Here is a 24754-nt window from a genome sequence, read left to right on the forward strand (position 1 = left end):
CCGGACATCGCGGACGTCGCCGTCGTCGGCGTCCCCGACCCCCGCCTCGGCGAGGTCGGCAAGGCGTACGCGGTCCGCCGCCCCGGCTCCACCCTCACGACCGACGACCTGATCGCCTGGTCCCGCGCCGCCAGATGGCCAACTACAAAGTCCCGCGGACCGTCGAGTTCGTCGCCGAACTGCCGCGCAATCCGAAGGAACGGTCCTGCAGCGGGAACTGCGCGCCGGGCTATGGGCCAGGAGAGGGAAGTGTCGGCACGGCACGCCGCGAGCCGTGCGGGGTGGCGGGTCCTTCCGATAGACACCGCCCGTGATCAACAGCTACCGCAGACCAGCTGTCTCCCGCTGCCGATGCGCGGGCGGGAGCGGACTTCCGAACGAGGCTGAAGGGGGGAGCCCGTGTCGATGCGACGGCCTCGCCGAATGAACCGACGTGTGAAGCGCGCGGCGCGCGGCTGGCCGCGTGCGCTGCTCCTCGCGCTGGCCGTGACGCTCACGGTGGTCGCTCCCGCTGGCGGGGTGGCCGCCGAGCCGCAGCCTAGCGTCCCGCCCACCGCCGTCAGCCCTTTGCCTTCGGACGGCGGTGGGAAGCTCTCGCGGGTCACGCCGAAGCGGCGCGTGGACGTGCGGAGGCTGCCGCGGCCGGAGCGCACCGGCGAGCCGCAGGTACAGCGCTACCTCGCCCCACCGAAGCGGCGGGCGCCCGTGGGACCGATGCGACAGCCGAGTCTGCCGGTCATCACTGCGGCGCTGACTCCGAAGGGCGCGACGCCGCGGAATGCGGTGCCTTCCTCAGCCGTCGTGGAGCAGCTGAAAACGTTCCCCACGCTTGGGAACATCGACACCATCACTCCCTCCGACACCAATCTCGCGGTGGGGCCCACCTACATCGTCCAGGTCGTGAACCACTCCGGCCAGATCTACGACAAGGCCGGCAGCGCGGTGGGCTCGCCCTTCGACCTGGGTGCATTCTTCGGATTCGCGGCGGAGACGGGCGGGGATCCACGGGTGCACTACGACGCGGGGTCCGGCCGGTTCTTCGCCTCGTACGAGGGGATCCTGTCGAACGGCGATGAGGTCGACGTCGCGGTCAGCGACAGCTCCGACCCCCGCGGACAGTGGACCGTGTACAACATCGGAAGCAACAGCTCCAACGTTCAGCAGGACCGGCCGCTGCTCGGGTACAGCAACGACAAGGTCACGCTGAGCTGGAACAACTTCGACCTCGCAGCCGACCCCGAAGTGTTCCTGGGCGCGGTGAACGTGGTCGTCAACAAGGCGGACCTGCTGGCCGGCGGCACGATCAGCTTCACGACGTTCGCACAGGACATCAGCCTGGACGACTCCGTCCCGGCCACCTCGCTGTCGGGGATCAACGATCAGCTCTCGATGAAGCACGAGGGCACCAACGTGATTGTGTCCACGATCACCGGCGTGCCCGGCGTCAGTGCGGTCAACCGCACCCTGAACACCATCGCCATCGGAACCGCACCCCCACCACCGACGTGTGGCGGCGAAAGGGGATGCGCGGCTCAGCCGCCCGGGGGCGACGCCACCATCGCGACGAACGACGACCGGATGCTCTCGGTCGCGTGGCAGAACAACCACCTGTGGGGCGTCTTCAACGTCAGCTGCACCCCCCTCGGCGACACCGCGGTCCACACCTGCCAGCGCTACGTCCAGATCGCGACCGGTGGTGGCCAGAGCCTGGCGACCAACCTCAATCTCGGCCTCGTGGGCGGAGACATCTACTACGGCTCGTTGACCCTGAACGACGAGGACGACCTGTTCTCGGGCTTCACCGCATCCTCGTCCACGATGTTCGCCACTGCCGTCGCGATCGGAGTGCCGGGCGGCAACTTCCCGGCCAGCACCTTCGGCGACTTCTACGCCGCGGGCACGCAGGCGTACGCCTGCCGCTGCAACGGCGACAGCCGCTGGGGCGACTACTCCGGCACCGCGCGCGACCCCAGCAACCCCAAGGACGTCTGGACGGTCCAGCAGATCGGAGCCACCGGCGACACCGGGATCTTCGGCGGTGACTGGGGCACCGCGATGGACCGCGTCACGCTGTCCCCGCCCACCGTCACCAGCGTCACCCCGAACCACGCTCCCGAACTCGCCCAGTGCGTGAACAGCGTGACCGTGCGCGGTACGGAGTTCCCGACGAGCGGCACCACCGTCAGCTTCGGCTCAGTGGCCGCCACGAACGTGAACGTGAGCGGGCCGGAGGAATTGACCGCGCAGGTGCCGCCGCAGGCACGGGGCACGGTGGACGTCACCGTGACCACCCCGAACGGCACCAGCCCGATCACCGCCGCCGACCAGTTCACCTACGATCCGGACACGACCGCACCGACCCTCTCCGCGAGCATCTCCCCCGCACCGAACGGCGCGGGCTGGAACACCACCAGCCCGGCCACCGTCAACATCAGCGCCAGTGAGGGGGCCTGCGCCTCCGGCGTCCAGAAGATCACCTACAGTGCGAGCGGCGCCCAGCCGATCGCATCCACCGTCGTCTCCGGCGCCAGTGCCGCCGTCCCGATCACGGTGAACGGCGTGACCACCGTGACCTACACCGCCACCGACAACGCCGGCAACACCTCCACACCGCAGACCATCACCGTGCGGCTCGACACGGTGGCGCCGTCGATCACCATCGTCCGACCGGCGGCCGGCACCTACCTGTACCGCCAGGCGGTCACCGCGTCCTACTCGTGCACGGACGCCACCTCCGGAGTGGCAAGCTGCGTCGGCACAGTTCCCAACGGCAGCCCCGTCAACACCTCGACGCTCGGCACGCACACGTTCACGGTCAATGCGAAGGACGTTGCCACGAACCCGTCCACCAAGAGCGTCACCTACACGGTGGCGTACCGGATCTGCCTGCTCTACGACCCGGCCCGCCCGGTCCGCCTCCTCGGCCAGGTCGTCATCTCCCTGCGGATCTGCGACGCCAACGGCAACAACCTCTCCAACTCCAACATCACCGTCACGGCCACCCGGATCACCGGCCCCGTCACCAGGACCGTCGGCGCCCGCATGCTCTACACCCCGCTGTCCGCCGGCTACAGCCTCCCCGTCAGCACGCAGGGGCTGCCCAACGGCAACTACAACCTCGAATTCACCATCAGCGGAGCAGACCCCACAACCCACGTAGCACCCTTCACCCTCCGCTGACACCACCACCCCACCGAAACGTGCCGGCTCGGCCCCGACCCCCGGGGCCGAGCCGGTACGCAACGGGGAAAGACGTTCGGCAGCCGCCTGCCGCCGACCGCTACACAAAGGCTCCGGACCTTCAGCGTGAAATGACAGCAACGTCACCACGCATGACCTCGGCGCCCCTCCCGCCACACGCAGAGATGCCTGCGGCGGGAGGGCTGGGCAGGCCAGAGAGTGCCTACGTTCCGGCTCGAACTGCGCTCGGCCTTCTCCAGGGTTTCCAGCACCTTGCTCGCGATCGCGACGGCCTTCTCGTCTCCTCGCGCCAGCGCTCCCTTGGCCCAGTCCACATGCTCAGTGAAGGCCTTGTCGAGGCAGGCCCTCGCTGGTGGCACGCCGTGGGTATCAAGGAAGTCGTAGAAGGCGGTCCACTGAACGTCGGAGGCGGCGCTGGCGGGTTCCGGAGTGCTGCGGGTGGCAGTGGCCCGGTCCATTGCCTCCGCGAAGTCGGGCTCACGGCTGCGGCGCTGATAGACCGTCGCGGAAGTGATGCCGACCTCAGCCGCGGCCTTCGTCGTCGCCATCCCGGCCCGCAGATACTCGAGGAACTGCCGCCGCCGCTCCGGCGGAAAACGGGAGGGGCGACGCTCCGCCCGCTTCACGGTCGCGGCGGCCACCGCGTCGCACGCGGCCGCGAACGCCGGCTGCTCACTGCGCCAGGTGTTGGCCTGCCCGCCACCGTCGAACAGGATCTGGGACGCCAGGCTGGCCGACGCGCCCAGAGCCGGCAGCCGCAGGTCGTCCGCGCGACCGACGATGCCCACTGCCTCGGCGCCGCCCGGGTCCACGCCGTGGCCACGGAGGTTTCCGTCCTCCCCGTCCGGTGCGCTGGTGGCGCAGCCCCGGCTTCAACGTATCCACCGGCCTCCTGGGCGGCCTTCCCCCGAAAGGGCGGCGTCCGGGCGGCCCAGAGATCGACGTCGGGGTGGAGGTCCAGATCCTGGTGTCGGCGTCTCGCACGGCGATAGCGTGGGCTCCATGATCGTATGGCTCAACGGCACCCACGGCGCAGGCAAGACGACGACCAGTGCACTCGTGCAGCAGCTGATCCCGGATTCACGGGTGTTCGATGCCGAAAAGGTCGGCGAGACGCTCATGGACATCAAGCCGGGACTGCCCTGGACGGGCAACTTCCAGGACTGGTCGCCGTGGCGGCCACTCGTGGTCGAGACCGCCCGCCGCGTACTCGACTACACCGGCGGCACTCTGGTGATGCCCATGACTGTCCTGGTCGAGCAGTACTGGCGCGAGATCAGCTCGGGCCTCGCCCAGCATGCGATTCCAGTACGGCACTTCGTTCTCCACGCTGACCAGGAAACTCTCCGCGGGCGCATCGAGGGGGACACGGACCTTGGTCCTTCCCCGTTCCGTCTCGCATACCTCGAGCCCTACGCCGAGGCGGCCCGCACCTGGCTGCACGGTGAGGCTGAGGTCATCGACACCACACACCTCACGCCCGCCCAGGCCGCCCTGCAGATCGCGGAGGCCGTCAAGAGTTGACGTGTGTCCGTCGACCTTCGCTACTGGTGACACATGGGGTTGCTGAATCAGCATCCGTGACAAGCCGCGTGCCTCACTGGTGACAACCAGGCTGCTTCGGCCGGTCCCATTGCCCATGTCATCCGGCTCTGCCGGTGACAACTACTGAGCTTCGGCTCACACATGTACCGCTCCGGGAAAGGCGGTGGCGGTCACCGGCACGGTGTCCGCCACCGCCGTTTCCTGCCCCGGCCTCGACCTCCACGCCGACCGCCCCACCTTGAGCTGACCTGCGACCTCACAAAGTCTCAGCGCGCGTAACAGGAGGAGTCGGGTGACTTGTTGGACGTGCGAGGTCGGTCGTTGCGGAACTCGAAGAACTTCCTTTGACCACCGCTCGGCGACATGCACCATGAGCGGCTGCTGCGGCTTGTCCTGGGTGACGAGCAGCGGGCCCGGGTCGGCAATGCGCTGGTAGCTGAGGTCGTTGGAGTCGACGTTGTAGCTGAACGAGCCCAGCTCACTCCCGTAGAAAGCCGGCGCGGGCTCGGACGGGGAGGCGCCCTTGCGCCGGAGCTCCAGACGGGCACCGTCGATAACTTCCACGGTCTCAGTGCGATGGCGCGTCGACATCGTCGGCTGCAGATACAGCCACACCTCACTCCCCTGGGCGATCCGCCAACGTGAGCCAGCGTCACGTCAGTCTTCGGCTCGGCCTGCAGGGTCACCAGGTTGTAGAGGGCGATGGCCATCGCGGCCGCACCAGTGACGGTGGTGCCCCACTGGTGCACAGCATCAAAAAGCTTATGGCCCTGTCGCTGTGAGGCCTGATCCGCGCTCCTCACCACACCAACGTGTACCGGCCTATTCGTCCTGCCCGGCAACTCAACGGGCGGGTCAAAGCGGCCTGCTGCTGCGCGACGGCGGCCCGCGCTTCGCCAGTCTCTTGAACGGGGCCACCGCCGCCTGCTCGTCAGGTTGCCCGCTCGAGGGCGAGGTCCTCGTTCGGGCAGTCGGCCGCTTACGTCGGAGGCGCCTCAGGGCCCGCTCTGGTCCACCTCCAGTCCCCGCCGATGCTCGGTGGCCACCCACTCACCGATGTACCGGCAGTGCACCGCTGGTCGGCTGGAAGTCGCCGGGTTCCGGTCTGACTGTCAGGTGTGCAGGCGGCTGTTGGCGCCGTCGGCGCTCTCGTCGTTGAACCAGTAGTCGCCCGCTGCCAGGGAGCGGAACGGCTGGATGGCCGCCCGCCAGTGCGACCGCGACCGCCCGCTTGCCGTCCTTGCGCGGCTGGAGCGTGTGGGCGCCGGGCCGCCAGTCGATGAAGTCCTCCACCACGCTCATCGGCCCCGGCGGATCCTCCCGCGGCAGAACGAACGTCACCTCGGTACCGCCCCTTCCGCGGCCTGCGCTCCAGCATGAGTGGCTCCAGTCGATGAGGAGCACAACGGAAGGCCCCCTCCTCAGGTCGCCCCGATGCCGGCCGCGCCCCCGCGTAGCCGAAGGCGTGAGCGGGGCCGTCAGCCCGTGGTCGGCGGACAGGGCCTCCAGCAGGGCGAGGCGCTCCCGGTACGGGCGGGACAAGAGCTTCACCCCGTCCAGCTGCGGCACGTCGAACGCGACGAAGTAGGCCGGCCACCGGGCGGCCAGTTCGATCCGCCGTGGCCGCGGGCGGCGGCCCGGCGCTGCAACGCCTCGAACGACAACCGGCCCCTCTCCGGGTGCCACACCAGCAACTCGCCATCGCGTACCAGGCCGCCCGGCAACTGCTGCGCGGCAGCCTCGAGGAGATCCGGGAACCGGTCCTGCACGAGGAAACCGCGCCGGGTCTGCACCACCACCCGACCTCCTAGGCTGGCCCCGGTGAACAAGAGCGCCCGTGCCCCTCGAACTTCTGCTCAAACGCCAGCGGGCCCAGCACACCCGGGCCCGGCACCGACTCCGCAGCCTGCGCCGGCATCGGCTCCACCGGCGGACAACGTCACCCAGGAACCTCCTCAAGGCCGCCCTCCCCCTTCCCGAGTCACCCTGGCCGCCGCGCACGTGTCACGAGGCGACCGTTCTTGTCGCCGCGGCCCTGCGGCTCGGGGTGAAGCGGCTCACCTGCCGTTGCAGACCCGGTTGAAGGCGCGGTTGGCCGCCTGGGTCCAGGCCTGCCAGTAGGCGTCGCTGTGCTGCTGGCCGGACTTGTCCGCCACCGGCTTGGTCTCGCAGCTCTTCTTGGCCGCCGCGGCGCCCGCCTGGGTGCCAGCCTCGCGGCCCTGGGCAGTGTCCCGCCGGGAGCCCGGCTGGACCGGGGGCGTGTTCTGCGGGTTCTGAGGCTTCGGTGTCGCCGCCGAGCCCACCTTCTTGCAGTTCACGAAGGTGAAGTTCTGGTCCTCGTTGACCGCGAGGACCGTGTAGTCGACGTTCTTCTGGAAGCGCTGCACGCGGAAGGTTCCGTCCGGGCCTATCGCCAGGTCCACGGTGCTCTCGCCGTCGTTGAGCTTGCGGGGTTCCGTGAACCCCTCGCCGGTGATCACGACGTACGTGTCGTTCGGCCCCGGCGTGACCGTACAGCTGGCGGCCGGAACTGCCGCGCCAGCGGCCGGTGCGAAGATGACGGCGCCACTGCATACGGCCGAGGAGACAAGCACGGACGTGACCACGGCGCGCCGGGTGCGTCGGTACATGAGGGTTCTCCCATCAGAAGTGGAGGGGGAGGGGGAGGGGGACATGACTTGGCAGCCCTCGAGTTCATGCTCCCCCGCCCGTCACGGGGTGTCGACCGGAGGCCCGCGCGGCTGCCGCGGCCGCCGAGCCGACGTAGCACTGGCGGCCGTCGCACCGCCCGAGCATCTCCCGCCACACCTTCGCCAGTAACGTGCGGTAGGCATCCGGACCGCGCCATCGGGGAAACGCGCGCGCACTACCGATGGATCAGCCGCTCCGTCCAGGTCCCGCCGCGGCGGCACGGACGGCAGAGCGGTTGAACGTTCCCGTCACGTCGTCGAGGGGGATCCCTGCTTGATCGCCAACGCGCCGTGCCTGATCCGGTCGTTTCGGGCCTGGCCGATGCCGGGCTGGACGTCGTCACCGCATGAGCACACCCGCGATCTCCGAAACTGATCGCCACACGTCATCCGCCCCCTTGCAGCTCGAGAGGCGGCTCCGCCAAAACCCGCCGCTCGCCCCGCCGACCACGGCCGCGTCACTCGTCCCTGACCGGGCGGGCTCGCTCCAGGGGCGTCCGCCCACGGACGGGCGCCACCCGACCGGCCCGTCGCCTTGTCCGGTGCGGTGCCGCGTGGCACCGTCGGAAAGCCTCAGCCCCCAGCCCCCACGACAGAGGAGGCCGCGCATGGCCGACGACCTGGCCGCGGACACCATCCGGAAACTGGAAGACGTCATGGCGTCCCGCTCCCTGCCGGAACACACCACCGAACTGCTTCGCGTCTCCCTCAGCCAGGCCAGGGCGGCGAAGACGGCCGGTCACGACCAGGAGGCGATCACCATCGCCGCCCAGGCCCTCCAGATTGCGGAGACCGCGTCCACGGACCGGTAGCGGCACGCCCCGGCCCCCGGCCCCCGGCGGCAGCTGGGGACCGGGGGCCGGGATCCGAGCCGGTGGGACCGTCAGCAGTGGCCGACGCTGGTCTGGCCGGCCACCAGCGATGAGTGGACGTAGCCGGTCCCCACGTAGCTGGAGACGCGGAACCAGCGGTTCGAGGCATAGTTCGAACTCGGCGGGTAGACCCACTGGCTGTCGGTCCAGCACAGCATCGTGACGCCGGTCCCGTTGGACAGGTAACCAAGCGAACCGCACCCGGTGTTCGCGCAGGTGCGCTCGTTCGCCCCGCCGCTGTTGGACGAGATGTAACTGCCGGCCGCGTCGGCGCCGCCGGCGCCGGCGAGCAGACCGGTCAGGGCGACGGCGGCCGCGGCGGCGGCCAGTCCGGCCCGGGACCGCAGGGTGGTGATCGTCATGCGCATCGTCGTTCTCCTCGGGAGACTCGCGGTGGTGTGCGGCGCCCCGGCCGATCCGGCGGCGCTCCACCAGAGAGCCATCCCGACGGCGGCGGGGGAAGGAATCAACCGCAGGTCGACCAGGCCCGTACGACGGTCCGTACAACTCCGTACAGCCCGGCGGCCCGTTCACCGGCACGGCGGCGCGTACGGCAGTCCGGGGACGAGCTGGGCCCACTCCTGAGCGGTGATGACCGTTCCCGCGCGCTCGCACAGCCTCCGGGCGATCTCCTCCTCGTCGCGGGACCACAGCAGGGCGGCCGGGCCGGCGCCGCCGGCGGCGAGGGAGCGGCCGTCCGGGCTGTACGCGACGGCGTACGCCTTCCCGCCGAGGCCGCTCAGTACGGTGCGGGGCCGCGTCCGCCGCGGATCGGCGGTGTCCCACAGCCACACGGTGCCGTCCGTACTGGCGGCGGCGAGCGTGCCGCCCTCCGGGGCGAACGACAGGGCGTACACGTAGCTGCTCGGCCCCGTCAGCGTCGGCCCGGCGATGCGCGGACGGTCCCCGCTCACGTCCCACAGCCACACGTCCCGGTCGGCGGTACCGGCCGCCAGGATCCGGCTGTCGGGGCTGAACGCGACGGACATGACGTAGCTGCCCGGCCCGCGCAGGATCGACTCCAGCACCGGCCGGCCGCCGCCCTGCGGGAGCCGCCACAGCAGCACCTGCTTGTCGACCGTGCCGGCGGCGAGCCGCCGCCCGTCCGGGCTGAACGCCACCGAATAGACGTAGTTCGTCGGCTCGGACAGTTCCGCCGAGAGCTGCGGGTGCGCCGGGTCCGCCGTGTTCCACACGCGCACCGTCCGCCCCTCGCTGCCCACGGCCAGGGTCCGGCCCGTCCGGTCGAAGGCGGCGGACTGGATGGTTCCGGTGCCGCCGGTCAGGGGTTCTCCGTAGGGCGCGGCGCGGTCGGGGTGGGAGAGGTCCCACAGCCACAGCTTGCCCTCCCGGCCGCCCACCGCGAGGGTGCGGCCGTCCGGGGTGAAGGAGACCGTCGCGGAGTACCCCGTGGGATTGGTCAGGGGCGGCCCAACCGGGCGCGGGATCCAGGGGTCGGAGACGTCCCACAGCTGTACGTCGCGCCCCGCGACGGCGAGCAGCTTCCCGTCCGGCGCGTAGCCGATCGCGTTGACCGTGCCCTGGAAGCCGCGCAGCGGGCGGGGAGGCAGCTGCCACAGGCGCACGGTCCCGTCGGCGGCGGCCGTCACCAGCTGCCGGCCGCCGGGATGGAACGAGAGCGAGGTGACCGGACCCGGGTGCGGGAACACGCCGGCGAGGACGCGCGTCCGGGCGTCGTACAGGCGCACCTGGTTGTCCGCGCTGCCGGTCGCCAGCCACTGCCCGTCAGAACTGCATGCGACGGCGTTGACGTAGCTGGCCGGGCCGTCGGGGGCGGCCGGGGCCCCGCCGATCACCGCGGGCGGGGCGGGGGCGGAGCCGGGGGCGGGTACGTCCCACACCCGCGTGGACCGGTCCTGGCTCCCGGCGACGAGCCGTGCGCCGTCGGCCGTGAAGGCCAGCCCGAACACCGGGCCGGCCGCTCCGGTCAGCGGCTGCCCGTACGCGAGCGGGTGCCCGGGATCGGCCAGGTCCCACAGGCGTACGGAGCCGTCCGCGCCCCCTGCGGCCAGCAGGGCCGCGCCGGGGCCGGGGCCGGAGCGGAACGCGACCGTGTGCACCGCCCCGGTGAAACCGGTGAGGCGCGTCCCGGTGGCGGCGCTGCTTTCGGGGCTGTTTCCGTGGTTACTCGCAGAGCTGCTTGCGGAGCCGTCCTCGGAGCTGCTCGTCGAGTTGCGTTCGGCTCCCGTCGAGGGGGCCGTCACCTCCGGGTCCGGCCACAGGTACACCCCGCCGTCGGCGCCCGCCGCGGCCAGCGTCTTGCCGTCCGGCGCGAAGGCCACCCCGTACACGGCCGAATCCGGCCCCTTGAACGACCGGGCCCCGGCCGCCGCCGGGCCGGGGGCCGACGGCTCCCACACCCGTACGGTCCCGTCCCCCGACCCGGCGGCGAGCCGCCGGCCGTCCGGACTGAAGGCGAGCGCGTACACCGTGTCGGCGAACGTGACCGGCGCCGTCCCCAGCGGTCGCGGCCGCTGCGGATCGCGCAGGTCCCACAGCGCGACCTGGTGGTCCAGGCCGCCCGCGGCCAGGGTGTGTCCGTCCGGGCTGAGGGCCACCGCCTGTACGACGCCACGGAACGCGAGGATCCGGCTCACGGCGGGCAGCGCCGAGGCGTCCATCAGCGCCTCCCGGGCCTCGGCCGTGGGTGCCGTGCGGTACGCCACCAGACCGAGTTGTGCGGAGAGGGCCAGGTCGCTGCCCCGCAGCCGTTCGGCGCGCGCCGCCACCAACCGGGACAGCGCGACGGCCTGTTGTCTCTGCGCGTCACGGCGCTGGACCACGGCGACACCGGTGAGCAGGCCGGAAAGGACGACCAGCAGCGAGAGCAGGACGAGGAGCCGGCGCAGTCGGCGGGCGCCGCGCCGCTCGCGCCGGACCCTGCCGTCCTCCGCCAGCCGGCTCGCGTCGAGGAACCCGCTTTCCCGAGCGTCGAGTTCCCGGGCGTGACCGCTGTCCCGGGCCCAGCCGGAGGCCACGGCCAGGCGGGTGCCCCGGTAGAGCAGCGAGGAGTCGCGGTCGTGCGCGAGCCAGCGCTCGGCGTCACGCGTCAGGTCCTGCCGGACGATCTGTCCGGCCCGGTCGGTGTCGATCCAGCCGCGCAGCCTCGGCCAGGCGGTGAGCAGCGCCTCGTGGGTGATCCTGGCGCCGTCGCCGTCGAGCATGACCAGGCGGCGGTCGACGAAGCGCTCCAGGACCGCGTACACCTCTCCGGCCCGGTCGGGGTGCCCCGTGGGCGGGGGCAGCGGCAGCAGCCTGCGCGCGTCGGGCACCCCGTCGCCCACCGCGACCATCCGCAGGAACAGCTGCCGCGCGCGTGCGCACTCGGCCTCCGACAGTCCTGCGTAGACCTCCTCCGCCGTCTCGGAGACGGCCGCGGACATCCCGCCGCCCGCGCGGTAGTCGGCGATGGTCAGGGCAGTGCCGCGGCCGCGTTCCCAGGTCGACAGCAGCGCGTGTGACAGGAGGGGCAGGGCTCCGGGGCCCGAGTCCCGCAGGTCGGCGAGGAGTACGTCGACGAACCCTTCGTCCAGGACGAGACCGGCCTTGGCGGCGGGGCCGCCGACCGCGGCGCGGATCTCGTCCTCGCTGAGCGCGCCCACGACGGTCTGGCCCTTCTGCAGGGCTGCGGCGAGGGGACGCTGGTCGAGGGCCTGGCCGTAGAAGTCTGCGCGCAGGCAGCCCGTGACGCGCACGTGGGGGGAGGGGAGGGCCGCGAGGCACCGCAGGAACCGCTCGCGTCCGGCGGGGTCGGGGCACGCGGTGAACACCTCCTCCAGCTGGTCGACCGCCACGACGATGCGTACGCCCTCCCGCTGGGCCACCGCTTTGACGCGTGCGGCGAGTTCGAGGGGATCGCCCGCCAGGTCCGCCCACTCCGCGGGCAGGGCGGTCTCCGCGGACAGCGCGGCCTCCCCGGACAGGGCGGACGCCAGGGCGCGCATCGGGTCGCGGCCGGGGGCGAGCAGCAGCGGTGTGCAGCCGTGCTCACCGCGTAGGACGGGCAGCACGCCTGCCCGCAGGAGTGAGGACTTCCCGGAACCGGAGGCTCCGACGAGCAGTTGCGGTACGTCGGCGCCCCCCTCGGCGAGGATCCGGTCCACGATGACCGCCCGCAGGCGCTCCCGGCCGAAGAACCAGTCGGCGTGGCGTTCCTCGAAGCCCGCGAGCCCGCGGTAGGGCGACGTGCCTCCCGCGACGCGCAGGACCCGGGACCGTCGCAGCTCGGCGAGCCGTTCCAGCCAGCGCTCAATTTCGGCCGCGTCGGTCACCCCGCAGACGTGCAGGACCCGGCGGAACAGGGGCAGGGACCCCATTGACGGCAGGTTCTGGCCGGCGAACCAGCCGCCGATGGTGCTGTGGGCGCCCGGTGCGCCGACCCGGGCGGCGACGGCGCGGACGGTCAGGTCGGCCTTCTCGCGCAGATGCGTCAGCTCGGCCGCGAACCCCTCGCGGGATAAAGGGGGTTGGGGGAGGAACGGGGTCGGGTCCATGGGGCCTCCGGGGTCCGGTTCCGCTAGGGCGGTGATGCGGTGGACCACCCTTCCCGCGCCCATCCGGCCGCGTGGCCGGAACACCTCGATCCGGTCCCTTTCTACGCCGCCTCCACACCTCTTTCCGGCCACTCACCCCCACCTCCGAGCCCCCACGCGCCCCGCCCGCCCCGGGCTCGCTGTGTCCCGGCCGGGCGGACCCGCCGCTCACGGCGCCGCACCGGACTGCCGCCCGCCCCTGCCTGTATCAGGCGTCGACACCGTCACCCGGGGAACCGGCGCCAACCAAGCAGGCGTTAGGCGTTTGCTGCGCCAAGGCCTCGAGTCCAACATCGACCTGACCCGTGGACGGTGCATTCGGGAGCCCACCAGCTCCAAGGCCGGAGGTCGCGGGACCTTGACAGCCCAAGTGATTAGCCGCCATATTACTTGCATGACGAGGGACAGCATCGATGGCGAGGCCCCCACGCTGGATCAGGCCAGGCGCCAGATCGAGCACTACGGCCTGGAGGTCGATCCGCAGGCAGTGCTGGTCGCCGTTCAGCTGATCTCGGCGGGCGCGAGGGTCGGCCGGGCGGCCGAGGCGCACTTTGCCAGGTTCGGCCTGTCAACGGGGCGTTATCGTCTGCTCGCCGACCTCGAAGGCCACGGCGGGGAGAAATCCCCCTCTCGCCTTGCAGGCGACCTCGATGTCTCCAGGGCCACGGTCACCGGCCTGCTGGACGGCCTTGAGCGCGACGGCCTGATCGCCCGTCGCCCGTCCACGGAGGACGGCCGGGGCACGGTGGCCGTTCTGACCGCGCGCGGTGCGCAGCGCTTGCGCGACATGGCATCCGAGCATTTCGGGCGGCTTGAGGAGATGGTGAGCGGGCTTTCCATCGAGGAGCGCGCGGTGTTCTTGGATCTGCTCGCCCGCGTCGTGCGTGGCAGTGCGGCTCTGGCCGCTGACTAACCCGGCTCTCGTGGCTGGTTTGGCCCCACCTCCGGGTAGGGCCCTTTTTACGAGGTAATAGTTAGCTACCTAATTATATTCCCGGGGCTGCGACCTCCGCCGCAGACCTTCGCTCCGCTCACCCGAACGAGAAAGAGGCCAGCATGCACACAAAGAAGGACAGAACCAGCCGAAACCGCGCAGCCTCCCGGCCGTTCACCCTGTGGCGCGAGGTGCTGACCGCCTACGCCGCCCCCGCGCTGATGGCCGGTACCGCCGGAGTCGTCACCGGGCAGCAGGACCTGGCCGTGGCCGCCTGCACCTCCATCGCCGGCACCTCCGCCGCGGTGGCGTTCCTGACCGGCACCTGGCTGCGGCACGGCGGGCAGCCCCGGCAGTGGACCACCACCACGCCGCGTGTCGCCCTGACCGCCGCACTCGTCATCACCGCCGCCGGCGCGGCGGCCCTGCTGGGATGGTTCACCGCCCAATGGCTGCCCGCCCACAGCCCGGTCCCCGCCACCCCACGTCTGGAGCGGCTGCGCATCGACCTGCCCGTTTCCGCAGCTCTCGCCACCACCATCGTCACCCTGCGCTGGCGCAGCAGCATCACAGCATCCCCGGCATAGCCCACTCCGGCACCGGGCCCACCCGCCCCACGAGCCCAAGCCCGACCGAGCCCGACCCGACCGAACCCACCCCGGCAGCACGCGCCGACGGGAAATCCACCCAAGGAATGAGCACACGATGATCGTTGTCATGGGAGCGACCGGAGCAACGGGGAACGCCCTGCTCCACAGCCTGCTCGCACTCGGCACACCCTTTCGCGCACTGACCCGCACTCCGCACAAGCCCATCCGCGGGATGACCGGCACACACCAACCGCCCGTCGAGGTTCAGTACGCCGACGCCACCGATCCCCACTCCCTGCACACCGCCTTCAAAGGCGCCAGCCAGCTCTACCTCGCCATGGCCAACAGCCCCGCACAGGTCGAACTCGAAACCCGCGTCATCGACATCGCCGCCCACGCCGGCATCAGACACATCGTCAAAATCTCCGCACCTGCCGCCGAACCCGACTCCCCGGTCGCCATCTCCCGCGGACACCACGCCGTCGAGGAACACCTGCGCGCCAGCAGCCTCACCCACACGATCCTGCGCCCCTACGCATTCATGCAGAACCTCCTGCGCCTGGCCCCCGCCGTCGCCCAGGGCGTCATCCTGGGCGCGACGGGCGACGCGCCTTGCAACTACATCGACTGCCGCGACATCGGCGAGGTCGCCGCAGCCACCCTCACCAGCCCCGGCCTCGCCGGCGGCACCTACACACTGACCGGACCCGAGGCCGTCTCCTCCCCCGAACTCGCCTCACGCCTGGTTGCCCTGACCGGCCATCAGATCCGTTACGTCAACCTCACCCCGAACGAACTGCGCGACAACCTCATCCACAACGCCCACATGCCCACCTGGCTCGCCGACCACGTGACGGAGATCCAGCAACTCGCCATTGCCCGACCCGAAACCCCCACCACCACCGTCGGCGACATCCTCGGCCGCCCGCCCCGCACGCTCGACGCCTTCCTGCACGAACACCACACCTCCTTCTGCCGATAGGACGCACCCTCAAGCCTGGTCACGAAGGACGATGACGGGAAAGCCACCTCAGGGCCACCCCGATGTGGACCGCTTCTGGCAGGCATTTCTCCGCCGCTTCGGTCTGGAGCACACCTTCCGCTTCACGAAACAGACCCTGGGCTTTGCGACCCCGAAACTCCGTACTGCCGAGGCGGCGGACCGCTGGACCTGGATCCTGGTCGTCGCCCACACCCAGCTCCGGCTTGCCCGGCCTCTCGCAGCGGACCTCCGCCGGCCCTGGGAGAAACCCGCCGCCTCCGACCGGCTCACCCCGACCCGGGTCCGCCGGGGGTTGAGAAGATCACGGTCTCCGGCGGGGCGGTCCCTCCTCACGGCTCACTTCTCCTGTGGTCCCTTGGCGTGGCGCGGAATGAGCAGCACGGGGCACTGGGCATGGTGCAGGAGGCTGTGCGTCGCCCGCCCCAGGGTGGGTCCCATGGAGCCAGGTGACCGTCGGCCGCCCATCACCAGCAGCTCCGCGCGGTGCGAGGTTTCGACCAGGACACCGGCCACGGATACGCCTGGGGAGGTATCCGCCTGGAGGGTCAGGTTCGGGTACTCCTCGCGGATCCGGTCGACGATCGCAGCCAGGGGCCGGACGTCATCACCGGCGTTCCCCCGCAGATCTTCGCGGGTGCCGCCCACGTTGCCGACGGACCGCAGGACGGTCTCCACATGGAGGAGGCGCAGTGGGGACTTACGTAGTTCGGCCTCTCGTGCCGCGTACCGGACACAGTCGAGGTCCTTCTCGTCCCGTACCGCGACGAGGACCGCACCGGCCTGGATTCCGTTGTCGGTGCCCCTGACCACGACGACAGGTGTCTTCGCGCCTGCGGCGACCTTCAGCCCCACCGAACCGAGCATGAGGGAGCTGAAACCGCCCAGACCCCGGTTGCCGACCACGATCGTGCCGCGGCGGCCGGCCGAGCGGTGCAGGCTGGGGACCGGTGCGCTGCGGCTGAACTCCGTGGTGACGCTGAGGCGGGGACACCGCTCGGCGAGCGCGGCAGCAGTGTCGCGGAGTAGCTCGCGGCCGACGTTGTGGATTCGTTCGATGTCCGCCGTGGACACGTAGAGGGCCCGGCCCCCCGTGTCGGCCGCGTAAAGGAGGTGAAGCGGGCGCTCGCGGCGCGCGGCCTCGTCCGCTGCCCACAGTGCCGCCCGGTGGGCGGTCAGAGAGCCGTCGATGCCGACGATGACCGAGCCGAGTTCCAGGCCGCTGACACTGCCTTCCATGGTTCCTCCTAGCGCTCGGTCCCTCGAGGTCGGCTCTCATGTCGGCTCCGCGGAGTGTGGGACGGCGAGAGGCTCGACGGGCCTCACGGCTGTACCACGCGGCGCCCGGTGATCCGGGTCGGGGTGATCTTCATCCAGTGCGTCCGCGGTCCGCCGGCCCACGGCAGTGAGTGCGCAACGGCATCGAGCCGCTGAAGCTCCTCGGGGTCCGTGACGTCCTCGGCCCCTCCCCCGGCCAGGACGCTCCGGCCCAGTCGGGCGGCGTCGTCGATGTGGTCGACCTCGAAGGCCGCTTCCGTACCGGCTGCCCGGGCCAGCGCTGCGTCGGCAGCGGTCCGGAACGCGATGGCGCTCCCCGTCACCACGTAGTTCACCGGGAAGATCGCCGGCCCTTCCGCGGTGAACACCGCCACCCTGCCGATGCCGTGGGTGGACAGCAGCCGTCGGCAGTCTTCGTCCGTCAGCTCGACCAGTTCGGCATCACGCAGAGCGGTGGCCCTACCGGGCGGGTACTCAGCCGTCGAGCCGGTCAGCTCCGCGACCGAGGTGCCCAGCGCGTCGGCGATCCTCATGAGGGAGCCGATGGCCGGTGCCGCAGCGTGTTCTTCGAGGTGGGCGACGTACGAGCCGTCGGCGCCGCAGCGTTCGCCCACCTGTTCCCGGGTAAGGCCGAGTTCCTCGCGGCGGGCGGCCAGCCGTCGCCCCAGATCGGTACGTCCCGTCGGTGCTCCTGTGGGGGCCGGGCGGGAGTGGGCACCTTCCACGTTCTTCACGTCCTCGTGTACTGAGGGTTAGTCGGGATGGCGAGCGTGTTGTGCTGCGGGCCACCGAGCACCACCTTGAGGGCGCCGGTTTCGGCGGCGCGTGAGAAGACGTCGTACGCCTCCTCCATTTGTCCCAGTTCGAACCGGTGGGTGATGAGGGATGACGTGGGCAGGCGGCCGGCCTCCGTCATCCGAAGGAGCATGGGGATGGAGGAGGTGTCGACCAGCCCGGTGGTGATGGTGATGTCCTTGATCCATAGGTCTTCGAGGTGCAAGGTGGCCGGCTTGCCATGGACGCCGATGTTGGCAACGCGGCCGCCGGGGCGGACCATGCGGGTACACGTCTCGAAGGATTCGGGCAGGCCCACGGCCTCGATGACGACGTCGGCCCCCAGCCCGTCGGTCAGGTCCTCGACGAACTGCTCAGGTTCTTCGGCGGCACCCACCGTGGCGTCCGCGCCGAGGGCGCGTGCGGCGGCCAGCCGGGTCTGGGCCGGATCGACCGCGACGATCCGGCCGGGGCTGTACAGCTGGGCGGTGGCGATGGCGGCCAAGCCGATGGGGCCGGCGCCGACCACGACGACGGTGTCCCCGGGCCGGACATTACCGTTCAGCACGCCCACTTCGTAGGACGTCGGGAAGATGTCCGCCAGCAGCACGGCGTCGTAACTGTCCACGGCGGCGGGCAGCGGGTGCACGGACAGGTCGGCGAAGGGAACGCGCACGTACTCGGCCTGGGTGCCGTCGACGGTGTGGCCGAGTACCCAGCCGCCGCCTCCACGGCACTGGCCGTAGTGGGCCTCGCGGCAGAAGCGGCACCGGCCGCAGGCGGAGATGCAGGAGATCAGCACGCGGTCGCCGGGCCGTACGGTCCGGACCTCGCCACCGGTCTCGACGACCGTGCCGACCGCCTCGTGACCGAGCACCCGGCCCGGGACGACCTCGGGCACGTCCCCCTTGATGATGTGCAGGTCGGTACCGCAGATCGTGACGGCGTCGACGCGCACGACGGCGTCGGCGGCGTCCTTCATGCCAGGGTCGGGAACGTCCCGCCACGCGGTCCGCCCGGGGCCCTGGAAGACGAGTGCCTTCATGACGTTCCCCTTCTTCCTGTGCTGTTTACCGTGCCACTGTCAGGGTGCTCGGGCCGGACCCAGTCGCGCACGGGCCGGGTCGGTCCCCTGCCAGGGCCCGTCCGGCCTTTTCAGGCCCCGCTGCCGCCTTTCCCAGCGGAGTACGCACCGGGCACTGATCGAGACGGGGCCGCCCCCGGGTTGCCGGCAGTCTCTTCCAGGGTTTCGCGGACCTGGGGCGCCGCAACCGGCAGAAGCCGCGTGCGGTCGGTTGGGTCAGTCGTGCGGCACGACCGCCACGGGAGCCGGGGAGTGGTGCACCACGGCGTGCGTGACGGCCCCGATGTGGGTGCCGAGCCGCGCGCGCCGGTTCCTGCGGCCCACCACGACCAGGCGGGCGTCGCGCGACGCCTCCGCAAGGTCCTGCGCCGCCCGGCCCTGGTGGCAATCGCGGACGACGGCTACGCCGGGGTACTTGTCCCTCCACGGGGCCAGGGCCTCATCAAGCGCCCGGCGCGCGTCCTGGGCGATCTCCGTCAGAAGCAGCGGCAGGGCACGGCCCATGTCCGGCCCGTAGACCGCCGGAACGGCCCAGCTGTGCAGCACCCGCAGTCCACAGCCGTACCGGTCGGCCGCCGCGAAGCCGAAGGCGAGCACCTCGTCCCCCGGGGCGGACACGTCCAGACCGACCACGACCTCCCCGGCCGGACCGTCCTCCCCTAGCGCCGGTCGGTTGTGCGGGCGGACAAGAACGACGGGGCGCCGCGCGCGGGCGAGCACGGACAACGAGACCGACCCGGCCAGGAAGCCTGCCAGACCGGCCAGCCCCCGGGAGCCCAGCACCAGCGGCCCCGCCTCCTCTCCGGCGGCACACAGCGCCTCGGCCGGGTCCCCGGCGACCCATGCCGTCTCGACGTCAAAGCCCGGGTGGCGACGACGCAACCGCCTCTCCGCCGTACCGAGCCTGCGCTCGCCCCAGCCGCGCGCGGTGCCCGGGTCGACGAGACGCGTGCGGGGGTCGTCGCCGCTCCACGCCTGAACCAGCCGCAGCGGCACCCTCCGACACAGTGCCTCCTCGGCGGCCCAGTCCACGGCCGCGAGGCTTTCCCGGGATCCGTCGAATCCGACCGTGACGGTGTGACGCATGGGGAGGGCTCCTTGAGAGAACGGCATCGGCACTGCACCTCCCACAGTGATCGGCCGGGGCCGCCCGCACAGCGGGCCACAGGTCCCGGTCGAGGGACCGTGGGCCCTCACGGCGGCGCAGGATCGGGGACCGGCGTCACGACGCGGCCGAACGGCCGCGACATAGGGCCGACCGGCCCTCGGCGGGCGGCCTCCGCCTCGCTGATGCTGAGGGAAGAGAGGGGGGCCAAGCGGCCGTCCCCGTCGACCGTATGGAGGCATTCCCATGACCCGCGCCATCACCGTAGGAGTGGACGGATCCCCGGAAAGCCTGGCCGCGGCCGACTGGGCGGCCCGCGAGGCCGAGCTGCGCGGGGTGCCGCTGCGCATCGTGCACGCCTGGCTGTGGCAGCCCCTGGACGTACCCGTGGTGCAGGACGAGGAGACGCAGGCCACGTCCGCCAACGCCGTGTTGCGGGAAGCCGAGACGCACGTCGCCGGCAACCACCCCGACCTCACCGTCACCGCCGAGGTGGTGCAGGACACCGCGGTCGCCGCCCTGCTGAGGGAGGCCGAGGGGACGGACATGCTGGTGCTCGGTTCGCGGGGGCACGGGGCCATCGTCGGCTTCCTCCTCGGCTCGTACGGGCAGCAGGTGATCGCCGGCGCGACACGGCCAGTGGTGTCGGTACGGGCCTGGGACGGGCAAGTGGGTCAGGCGGCGGGCGGCGAAGTCGTCGTGGGCCAGCAGGGCACGCCGGAGGACAGCGACGCGGTCCTGGGCTTCGCCTTCCAGGCGGCGGCCGCACGCGGCGCGGCCCTGCGCGCGGTACGGGCCTGGAGCCTGCCCCCGGTCTACGCCTACAGCCCAGGCTCGCTCTACCTCGCGGAGCAGGCCGGAGGACTGGAGCCGTTCGAGAAGAAGGCACTGGCAGAGGCGCTCGCTCCGTGGCGCGAGCGGTTCCCCGACGTCCCGGTGACCGAGCACGTCGAGATCGGCAGCGCGGGACAGGTACTGCTATCGGCCGTGTCCCACACGCAGCTGCTCGTGGTCGGCCGCAGGGCACGCCGCGGGCCCGTGGGCCCCCGCATCGGGTCGGTCGCCCATGCCGCACTGCACCACGCGCGCTGCCCCGTGGCGGTCGTGCCGCACGACTGATGATCTCGGCCCGCACCTGGACGGCCTCGGGGCCGTGTGTCGTCCGAGTTGATTTTCGCTCGCGCTTCAGCTGCGCGGGGGGCCTTCGAGCCCCGATGCCGAGCCGCCCTGGGCTTCTCGGGCGGCCGCTGCCTGGGTGGCGATGACGGCGGCCTGCACGCGGCGTTCCACGCCCAGCTTGGCCAGCAGCCGGGAGATGTTGTTCTTGACGGTCTTCTCCGCCAGGTAGAGCCGCTTGCCGATCTCCCGGTTGGTCAGCCCTTCCCCCACCAGGGCGAGGATCTCCCGCTCCCGCTCGGTCAGGCCGGGCAGGCCCTGCTGTTGTTCCTGCTGGGCAACTGCGTCGCCGCGAAGCCGGGCCATCACCCGCGCAGTGGCGCCGGGATCCAGCAAGGACTGGCCCGAGGCGACCGTGCGCACAGCGTGGACCAGGTCGGTGCCGGTGATCTGCTTGAGGACGTAACCGGACGCGCCGGCCATGATCGCGTCCAGCAGCGCCTCTTCGTCGTCGAACGACGTCAGCATCAGACAGGCCAGGTCGGGCATGTGCGAGCGCAGTTCCCGGCAGACGCTCACACCGTCCCCGTCCGGCAGACGCACGTCCAGGACGGCGACCTGGGGGCGCAGTGCGGGAACCCGTGCGAGCGCCTGCTCGGCCGTGCCGGCCTCCCCGACCACGATCAGGTCGGGCTCGGCGTCCAGCAGGTCGTGCACGCCGCGGCGCACCACCTCGTGGTCGTCGAGGAGAAAGACTCTGACCGGCTCCCTCTCGGTGAGGCCGCCCGTGCTGTCCGTCATCACACACTCCAGGTTCACCGCGTTCTCCGCCCCCTGCACCGACGGATCCACCCGCATCGTCTCGCGTCAGCAGGACCTTCGACCAGGGCCGGATGGCCCTCACGCGTGCGCTCGCCCGAGATGCTCGTGCCCGGTACGCCTGTTCCCCACGGTCGCCGCGGATCGACGCTCGCAGGCGGCGCATGGCCGGGCGGCGGCGCCCTGTGCGTAGCTGTTGGGTCCCCTGGCCCTTGCTCGCAAAGGGGGAACCGTCGGCGGGACCTTCGGCCCACTGGTGGGGGACGTTCCGGACCTGCCGTCCTGCGTGCGCTCTCTGGTGGACTTCACGCGCCGCCACGACCAGGGCGATCAGGGCCCCGGCCGTCACCTGTACGGAGAAAGGCCTCCGCCATGACGACGACCTACGTCAGCTTGAGCACGAACCTGTCGGATCCGAGCATGGTGGCTGTTGCCCTGGCCGGGGAGCTGGACCTCTACACCGTCGAACGGATCGAGCCGACGCTGGCCCGCCTCACGGGCGGCGGGGGGAGCGAACTGGTGCTCGACCTCGCGGGCGTCACCTTCTGCGACAGCTCTGGCGCTGCGCTGTTCCTGCGTATGCACCGGCGGTGCGTGGCGGCCGGTGTGCGCTTGAGCCTGTGCCGTATCCAGCGGCTTCCCGGCCGGGCCATCCGCGCCCTGGGCGTGGAGCGCGCCGTTCCCTGTTCCTTCGCCTGACCGACCGGTAGGCCGGAAACTGCGCCAACAGGCGGGAGCCTGGCCGCGACTACAAGGTCCGTTCGGCCCTGTTGCGGGGGTAGGCGGCGGGAGACGCTGGCTGAAGGCACCCAAGTGCCCGAGGACCGAGCCTGAGCTGAAGGTGGGCGCGATGAACGACGAAGCCACGCATCGCACGGTGGACGACCACCGTGAGGCGGCGCCGCGGCGCCTGGCGCAGCTCGACCGCGCCGAGGCTCTGCGGCTGCTCGGCACCGTCTCCCTGGGGCGGATCGTTTTCACTCAGCAGGCCCTGCCGGCTGTCCGCCCGGTCAACCACTTCATGGACGGGGAGGACGTCATCGTCCAGTTGCACGACGGTGGGACACTCGAATCCATCGTGGGGCCCACCCATGCGGCAGGTGTGGTGGTGGCTTATGAGGCGGACGTCATCGACCCTGAGACGCACATCGGCTGGAGCGTGGTGGTCACCGGTTACGCCCATCGGATCACCGATGACGGCGAACTCGCGCGCTTCGCCGCCCGCCTGCGCCCTTGGGTGGAGGACCCCGCCGTGAACGCCGCGCTGCGCATCCGGCCGGACCTGGTGACAGGTTTGCAACTCACCGCATAGCGCGGACGGGATCCAACGTCGGCAGCGGCGCAGCCTGCGGCTATTGGGCGCGGCCGGTGGCGAGCGGCGCTCGCCAGAGGAGCCGGCTGCCGCCCTCGGCGGGGCATTCGATCGTCAGGGTGCCACCCACGCTGTGGGCACGTTCCTCAAGGTTGCTCAGGCCGCTGCGCCTGCCGTCGGCGGGGATCCCCCTGCCGTTGTCCGTCACGGTGAGGACGACCTCGTCGGTGGTGGCTTGCAGGGCGACCTCGACCCGGGTGGCGTGCGCGTGGCGGGCGGCGTTGCTCAGCATTTCGGTGAGCGCCGCCATGACGTGATCGGCGACCTGCGGAGCGACATCCGTGTCGAGCAGGCCCTCCATGCTCAGGCGGGGTGGAAAGCCGAGCGTCGTCGCCGCTTCTCCCACGGCGCGGGCCGTGCGGGCCCGCAGGCTCGGTCCGGTGTGCTCCTCGCGGGCGCGCAGGCCGAAGATCGTGGAACGGATGATCTTGATGGTTTCGTCGAGGTCTCCGACGGCGCGCGTGACGCGTTCGGCAGCGCCCTCGTGCTGGACGAGCCGGGCCGCGCTCTGCAAGGTCATCCCCGTCGCGAAGAGCCGTTGAATGGCCAGGTCGTGCAGGTCCCGGGCGATGCGGTCGCGGTCCTCCAGGAGGGCCAGCTGCTCGGCGTCGCTGCGCCGTTCGGCCAGCTCCAGCGCGAGAGCGGCTTGGCCGGCGAAGGCCAGCAGCGGCTGCAGTTCCCCTTCGGTGAAGAGCGGCTCTGCCTCGTGCCGCGCCAGCAGCAGGACGCCTCGGGTGTCCTTGGCGGCGGTGCCCAGAGGGACGGCGACCGCTGGCCCCAGGCCGTCGAAGCGGCGGGGCCCTGCAGTGTACCGGTCGTCCTTCGCGAGGCCGGCGGTGGTCACGGGCGCGCCGGCCTGGTACGCGGCGCCGGAGAGAGTGCCCTCGACCGGGACCACCAGGCTGCGGCGCGTGTCGCCGTCGGCGCCGATGGCCAGCTCGACCACGAGGTTGTCCGTCCCCGCGACGGGCACGGTGACATCTGCGAGCGCTGCCCCCGTGATCTCCTGGGCGCGGCGGGCGATGAGCTCCAGGACCTCCAGCCGCGGGCTGCCGGAGAGCAGGCTGTTGGTGATCTCGGCGTTGGCCTGCAGCCAGCGCTGCTGGCGCTGTGAGGCTTCGTAGAGCCGGGCGTTGTCGATGGCGACACCTGCCGCGACGGACAGGGTGGAGATCACCGATTCGTCCTCGGCGTCGAAGTCCTGGCCCCCGTGTTTGTCGGTCAGGTAGAGGTTGCCGAACACCTGGTCCCGCACCCGGATGGGTACGCCGAGGAACGTGCGCATCGGCGGGTGGTGAGCGGGGAAACCGTACGACGCCTGGTGTGCGCCCAGTTCGGTCAGCCGCAGCGGCTCGGGCTTGCGGATGAGTTCTCCGAGGATGCCGTGCCCGGCGGGCAGGGGGCCGATCCTGGCGATCTCCTCTTCCGTCACTCCGACGGTGAGGAACTGCGACAGCGTCCGGCCGTCAGGGCCGATCACCCCCAGGGCTGCGTACTGGGCGTCTACCAGGAGCGCGGCGGCCTCCACGATGCGCCGCAGTACTTGGGCGAGGTCCAGCTCGCGGCCCACCGAGACGACCGCTTCCAGCAGGCTGTGCACCCGGTCCCGGGTTCCGCGGGCGGCGTTGATGCGCGCCTGAAGCTCCTCCAGCAGCTCGTCGAGCCGCATCTGAGGCATCCGCGACAACGGCTCCTCCATGCCCACCGGCCCTCCTCGCCTTGATCACCCGGTGTACACGGTTCAGCCTATCGGCATGCGGGTGATCCTACGGTCACACGAGGTGGTATTGGTCGTGGACCGGCCTGGTGGGCAGCTCCCGT

General features: G+C 71.3%; 21 protein-coding genes and 2 pseudogenes. 12 read left to right on the forward strand and 11 right to left on the reverse strand.

All coding sequences use genetic code 11. From position 1 onward, the window contains the following. Positions 1 to 301, forward strand: a pseudogene (locus IF09_RS43490) (AMP-binding enzyme); the annotation flags it as partial. Positions 302 to 423: 122 nt separating this feature from the next. Beyond that, positions 424 to 3180: an IPT/TIG domain-containing protein gene (locus IF09_RS0126695; RefSeq protein WP_158710064.1), complete on the forward strand. Its 2757-nt coding sequence runs from the start codon at positions 424 to 426 to the stop codon at positions 3178 to 3180. A 143-nt stretch (positions 3181 to 3323) separates the two neighbouring features. Here the strand turns inward: IF09_RS0126695 and IF09_RS42005 are convergent, their stop codons facing one another. After that, positions 3324 to 3989 (reverse strand): hypothetical protein, encoded by a 666-nt coding sequence (locus IF09_RS42005; RefSeq protein ID WP_158710065.1) that lies wholly within the window; start codon positions 3987 to 3989, stop codon positions 3324 to 3326. 214 nt (positions 3990 to 4203) lie between these two features. Here IF09_RS42005 and IF09_RS0126705 point away from each other — a divergent pair, with 214 nt between their 5' ends. Further along, the gene (locus tag IF09_RS0126705; RefSeq protein ID WP_030299794.1) at positions 4204 to 4725 is read left to right on the forward strand and encodes an ATP-binding protein; all 522 of its coding nucleotides are present in this window, start codon (positions 4204 to 4206) and stop codon (positions 4723 to 4725) included. A gap of 156 nt (positions 4726 to 4881) precedes the next feature. Here the strand turns inward: IF09_RS0126705 and IF09_RS0126710 are convergent, their stop codons facing one another. Next, the gene (locus tag IF09_RS0126710; RefSeq protein WP_030299795.1) at positions 4882 to 5361 is read right to left on the reverse strand and encodes a hypothetical protein; all 480 of its coding nucleotides are present in this window, start codon (positions 5359 to 5361) and stop codon (positions 4882 to 4884) included. Between the two features lie 1064 nt (positions 5362 to 6425). On the opposite strand from IF09_RS0126710, the gene IF09_RS48055 reads away from it, so the two are divergent. Further along, the gene (locus IF09_RS48055) at positions 6426 to 6557 is read left to right on the forward strand and encodes a hypothetical protein (protein WP_267882180.1); all 132 of its coding nucleotides are present in this window, start codon (positions 6426 to 6428) and stop codon (positions 6555 to 6557) included. A gap of 246 nt (positions 6558 to 6803) precedes the next feature. On the opposite strand, the gene IF09_RS0126720 is transcribed toward IF09_RS48055, so the two are convergent. After that, positions 6804 to 7376, reverse strand: coding sequence for a hypothetical protein (locus IF09_RS0126720; RefSeq protein ID WP_030299796.1), 573 nt, complete (start codon positions 7374 to 7376; stop codon positions 6804 to 6806). A 668-nt stretch (positions 7377 to 8044) separates the two neighbouring features. On the opposite strand from IF09_RS0126720, the gene IF09_RS0126725 reads away from it, so the two are divergent. Then, positions 8045 to 8248, forward strand: a complete 204-nt coding sequence (locus tag IF09_RS0126725) for a hypothetical protein (protein WP_030299797.1) — start codon at positions 8045 to 8047, stop codon at positions 8246 to 8248. 71 nt (positions 8249 to 8319) lie between these two features. Here the strand turns inward: IF09_RS0126725 and IF09_RS0126730 are convergent, their stop codons facing one another. Both IF09_RS0126730 and IF09_RS40680 read right to left on the reverse strand, forming a co-directional pair. Further along, positions 8320 to 8670, reverse strand: a complete 351-nt coding sequence (locus IF09_RS0126730) for a hypothetical protein (RefSeq protein WP_158710066.1) — start codon at positions 8668 to 8670, stop codon at positions 8320 to 8322. A 168-nt stretch (positions 8671 to 8838) separates the two neighbouring features. Next, positions 8839 to 12822 carry a helix-turn-helix domain-containing protein gene (locus IF09_RS40680; RefSeq protein WP_037636102.1) on the reverse strand — a complete coding sequence of 1328 codons (3984 nt, stop codon included), beginning with the start codon at positions 12820 to 12822 and terminating at the stop codon, positions 8839 to 8841. 433 nt (positions 12823 to 13255) lie between these two features. Between IF09_RS40680 and IF09_RS0126740 the strand changes: the two genes are divergently transcribed. From IF09_RS0126740 to IF09_RS47325, 4 genes and pseudogenes are all read left to right on the forward strand, one after another. Further along, positions 13256 to 13774, forward strand: coding sequence for a MarR family winged helix-turn-helix transcriptional regulator (locus IF09_RS0126740; RefSeq protein WP_030299800.1), 519 nt, complete (start codon positions 13256 to 13258; stop codon positions 13772 to 13774). Between the two features lie 143 nt (positions 13775 to 13917). Further along, positions 13918 to 14382 carry a hypothetical protein gene (locus IF09_RS0126745; protein ID WP_030299801.1) on the forward strand — a complete coding sequence of 155 codons (465 nt, stop codon included), beginning with the start codon at positions 13918 to 13920 and terminating at the stop codon, positions 14380 to 14382. Positions 14383 to 14512: 130 nt separating this feature from the next. Then, on the forward strand, positions 14513 to 15367 hold the full coding sequence (locus IF09_RS0126750; RefSeq protein WP_324606866.1) for an NmrA family NAD(P)-binding protein: 855 nt from the start codon (positions 14513 to 14515) through the stop codon (positions 15365 to 15367). A gap of 61 nt (positions 15368 to 15428) precedes the next feature. Beyond that, positions 15429 to 15698 (forward strand): annotated as a pseudogene (locus tag IF09_RS47325) (transposase); the annotation flags it as partial. Positions 15699 to 15724: 26 nt separating this feature from the next. On the opposite strand, the gene IF09_RS0126755 reads toward IF09_RS47325, so the two are convergent. The 4 genes from IF09_RS0126755 to IF09_RS0126770 form a co-directional block, all read right to left on the reverse strand. Then, positions 15725 to 16624, reverse strand: a complete 900-nt coding sequence (locus IF09_RS0126755) for a universal stress protein (RefSeq protein ID WP_030299803.1) — start codon at positions 16622 to 16624, stop codon at positions 15725 to 15727. Positions 16625 to 16707: 83 nt separating this feature from the next. Next, on the reverse strand, positions 16708 to 17388 hold the full coding sequence (locus IF09_RS0126760; protein WP_051832959.1) for a helix-turn-helix domain-containing protein: 681 nt from the start codon (positions 17386 to 17388) through the stop codon (positions 16708 to 16710). Between the two features lie 5 nt (positions 17389 to 17393). Beyond that, positions 17394 to 18482: an alcohol dehydrogenase catalytic domain-containing protein gene (locus IF09_RS0126765; RefSeq protein ID WP_030299805.1), complete on the reverse strand. Its 1089-nt coding sequence runs from the start codon at positions 18480 to 18482 to the stop codon at positions 17394 to 17396. A 255-nt stretch (positions 18483 to 18737) separates the two neighbouring features. Then, a complete protein-coding gene (locus IF09_RS0126770) occupies positions 18738 to 19607 on the reverse strand; it encodes a universal stress protein (RefSeq protein WP_030299806.1) in 870 nt (289 codons plus the stop codon). A gap of 265 nt (positions 19608 to 19872) precedes the next feature. Between IF09_RS0126770 and IF09_RS0126775 the strand changes: the two genes are divergently transcribed. Continuing rightward, positions 19873 to 20745 carry a universal stress protein gene (locus IF09_RS0126775; RefSeq protein ID WP_030299807.1) on the forward strand — a complete coding sequence of 291 codons (873 nt, stop codon included), beginning with the start codon at positions 19873 to 19875 and terminating at the stop codon, positions 20743 to 20745. Positions 20746 to 20811: 66 nt separating this feature from the next. Here IF09_RS0126775 and IF09_RS0126780 read toward each other — a convergent pair whose 3' ends face one another. Then, positions 20812 to 21543 (reverse strand): response regulator, encoded by a 732-nt coding sequence (locus IF09_RS0126780; RefSeq protein ID WP_030299808.1) that lies wholly within the window; start codon positions 21541 to 21543, stop codon positions 20812 to 20814. 390 nt (positions 21544 to 21933) lie between these two features. Here IF09_RS0126780 and IF09_RS45870 point away from each other — a divergent pair, with 390 nt between their 5' ends. Together IF09_RS45870 and IF09_RS0126790 are read left to right on the forward strand one after the other, a co-directional pair. After that, positions 21934 to 22260, forward strand: a complete 327-nt coding sequence (locus IF09_RS45870) for an STAS domain-containing protein (protein ID WP_051832943.1) — start codon at positions 21934 to 21936, stop codon at positions 22258 to 22260. A gap of 151 nt (positions 22261 to 22411) precedes the next feature. Further along, positions 22412 to 22873: a pyridoxamine 5'-phosphate oxidase family protein gene (locus tag IF09_RS0126790; protein ID WP_030299810.1), complete on the forward strand. Its 462-nt coding sequence runs from the start codon at positions 22412 to 22414 to the stop codon at positions 22871 to 22873. A gap of 40 nt (positions 22874 to 22913) precedes the next feature. On the opposite strand, the gene IF09_RS0126795 is transcribed toward IF09_RS0126790, so the two are convergent. Next, a complete protein-coding gene (locus IF09_RS0126795; RefSeq protein ID WP_158710067.1) occupies positions 22914 to 24632 on the reverse strand; it encodes a GAF domain-containing protein in 1719 nt (572 codons plus the stop codon). Positions 24633 to 24754 lie beyond the last annotated feature (122 nt).

The organism is Streptomyces katrae, from assembly GCF_000717655.1.
Taxonomy (GTDB): domain Bacteria; phylum Actinomycetota; class Actinomycetes; order Streptomycetales; family Streptomycetaceae; genus Streptomyces; species Streptomyces katrae_B.

Excerpts from the sequence above, each read along its gene's own strand:
- IF09_RS40680 (WP_037636102.1), bottom strand. The coding sequence starts at position 12,822 with ATGGACCCGACCCCGTTCCTCCCCCAACCCCCTTTATCCCGCGAGGGG.
- IF09_RS0126695 (WP_158710064.1), top strand. The coding sequence starts at position 424 with ATGAACCGACGTGTGAAGCGCGCGGCGCGCGGCTGGCCGCGTGCGCTG.
- IF09_RS0126720 (WP_030299796.1), bottom strand. The coding sequence starts at position 7,376 with ATGTACCGACGCACCCGGCGCGCCGTGGTCACGTCCGTGCTTGTCTCC.
- IF09_RS0126730 (WP_158710066.1), bottom strand. The coding sequence starts at position 8,670 with ATGACGATCACCACCCTGCGGTCCCGGGCCGGACTGGCCGCCGCCGCG.
- IF09_RS0126725 (WP_030299797.1), top strand. The coding sequence starts at position 8,045 with ATGGCCGACGACCTGGCCGCGGACACCATCCGGAAACTGGAAGACGTC.
- IF09_RS0126750 (WP_324606866.1), top strand. The coding sequence starts at position 14,513 with ATGGGAGCGACCGGAGCAACGGGGAACGCCCTGCTCCACAGCCTGCTC.
- IF09_RS0126705 (WP_030299794.1), top strand. The coding sequence starts at position 4,204 with ATGATCGTATGGCTCAACGGCACCCACGGCGCAGGCAAGACGACGACC.
- IF09_RS0126775 (WP_030299807.1), top strand. The coding sequence starts at position 19,873 with ATGACCCGCGCCATCACCGTAGGAGTGGACGGATCCCCGGAAAGCCTG.
- IF09_RS0126780 (WP_030299808.1), bottom strand. The coding sequence starts at position 21,543 with ATGACGGACAGCACGGGCGGCCTCACCGAGAGGGAGCCGGTCAGAGTC.
- IF09_RS45870 (WP_051832943.1), top strand. The coding sequence starts at position 21,934 with ATGACGACGACCTACGTCAGCTTGAGCACGAACCTGTCGGATCCGAGC.
- IF09_RS0126795 (WP_158710067.1), bottom strand. The coding sequence starts at position 24,632 with ATGGAGGAGCCGTTGTCGCGGATGCCTCAGATGCGGCTCGACGAGCTG.
- IF09_RS0126745 (WP_030299801.1), top strand. The coding sequence starts at position 13,918 with ATGCACACAAAGAAGGACAGAACCAGCCGAAACCGCGCAGCCTCCCGG.
- IF09_RS0126765 (WP_030299805.1), bottom strand. The coding sequence starts at position 18,482 with ATGAAGGCACTCGTCTTCCAGGGCCCCGGGCGGACCGCGTGGCGGGAC.
- IF09_RS0126740 (WP_030299800.1), top strand. The coding sequence starts at position 13,256 with ATGACGAGGGACAGCATCGATGGCGAGGCCCCCACGCTGGATCAGGCC.
- IF09_RS0126770 (WP_030299806.1), bottom strand. The coding sequence starts at position 19,607 with ATGCGTCACACCGTCACGGTCGGATTCGACGGATCCCGGGAAAGCCTC.
- IF09_RS0126755 (WP_030299803.1), bottom strand. The coding sequence starts at position 16,624 with ATGGAAGGCAGTGTCAGCGGCCTGGAACTCGGCTCGGTCATCGTCGGC.
- IF09_RS0126790 (WP_030299810.1), top strand. The coding sequence starts at position 22,412 with ATGAACGACGAAGCCACGCATCGCACGGTGGACGACCACCGTGAGGCG.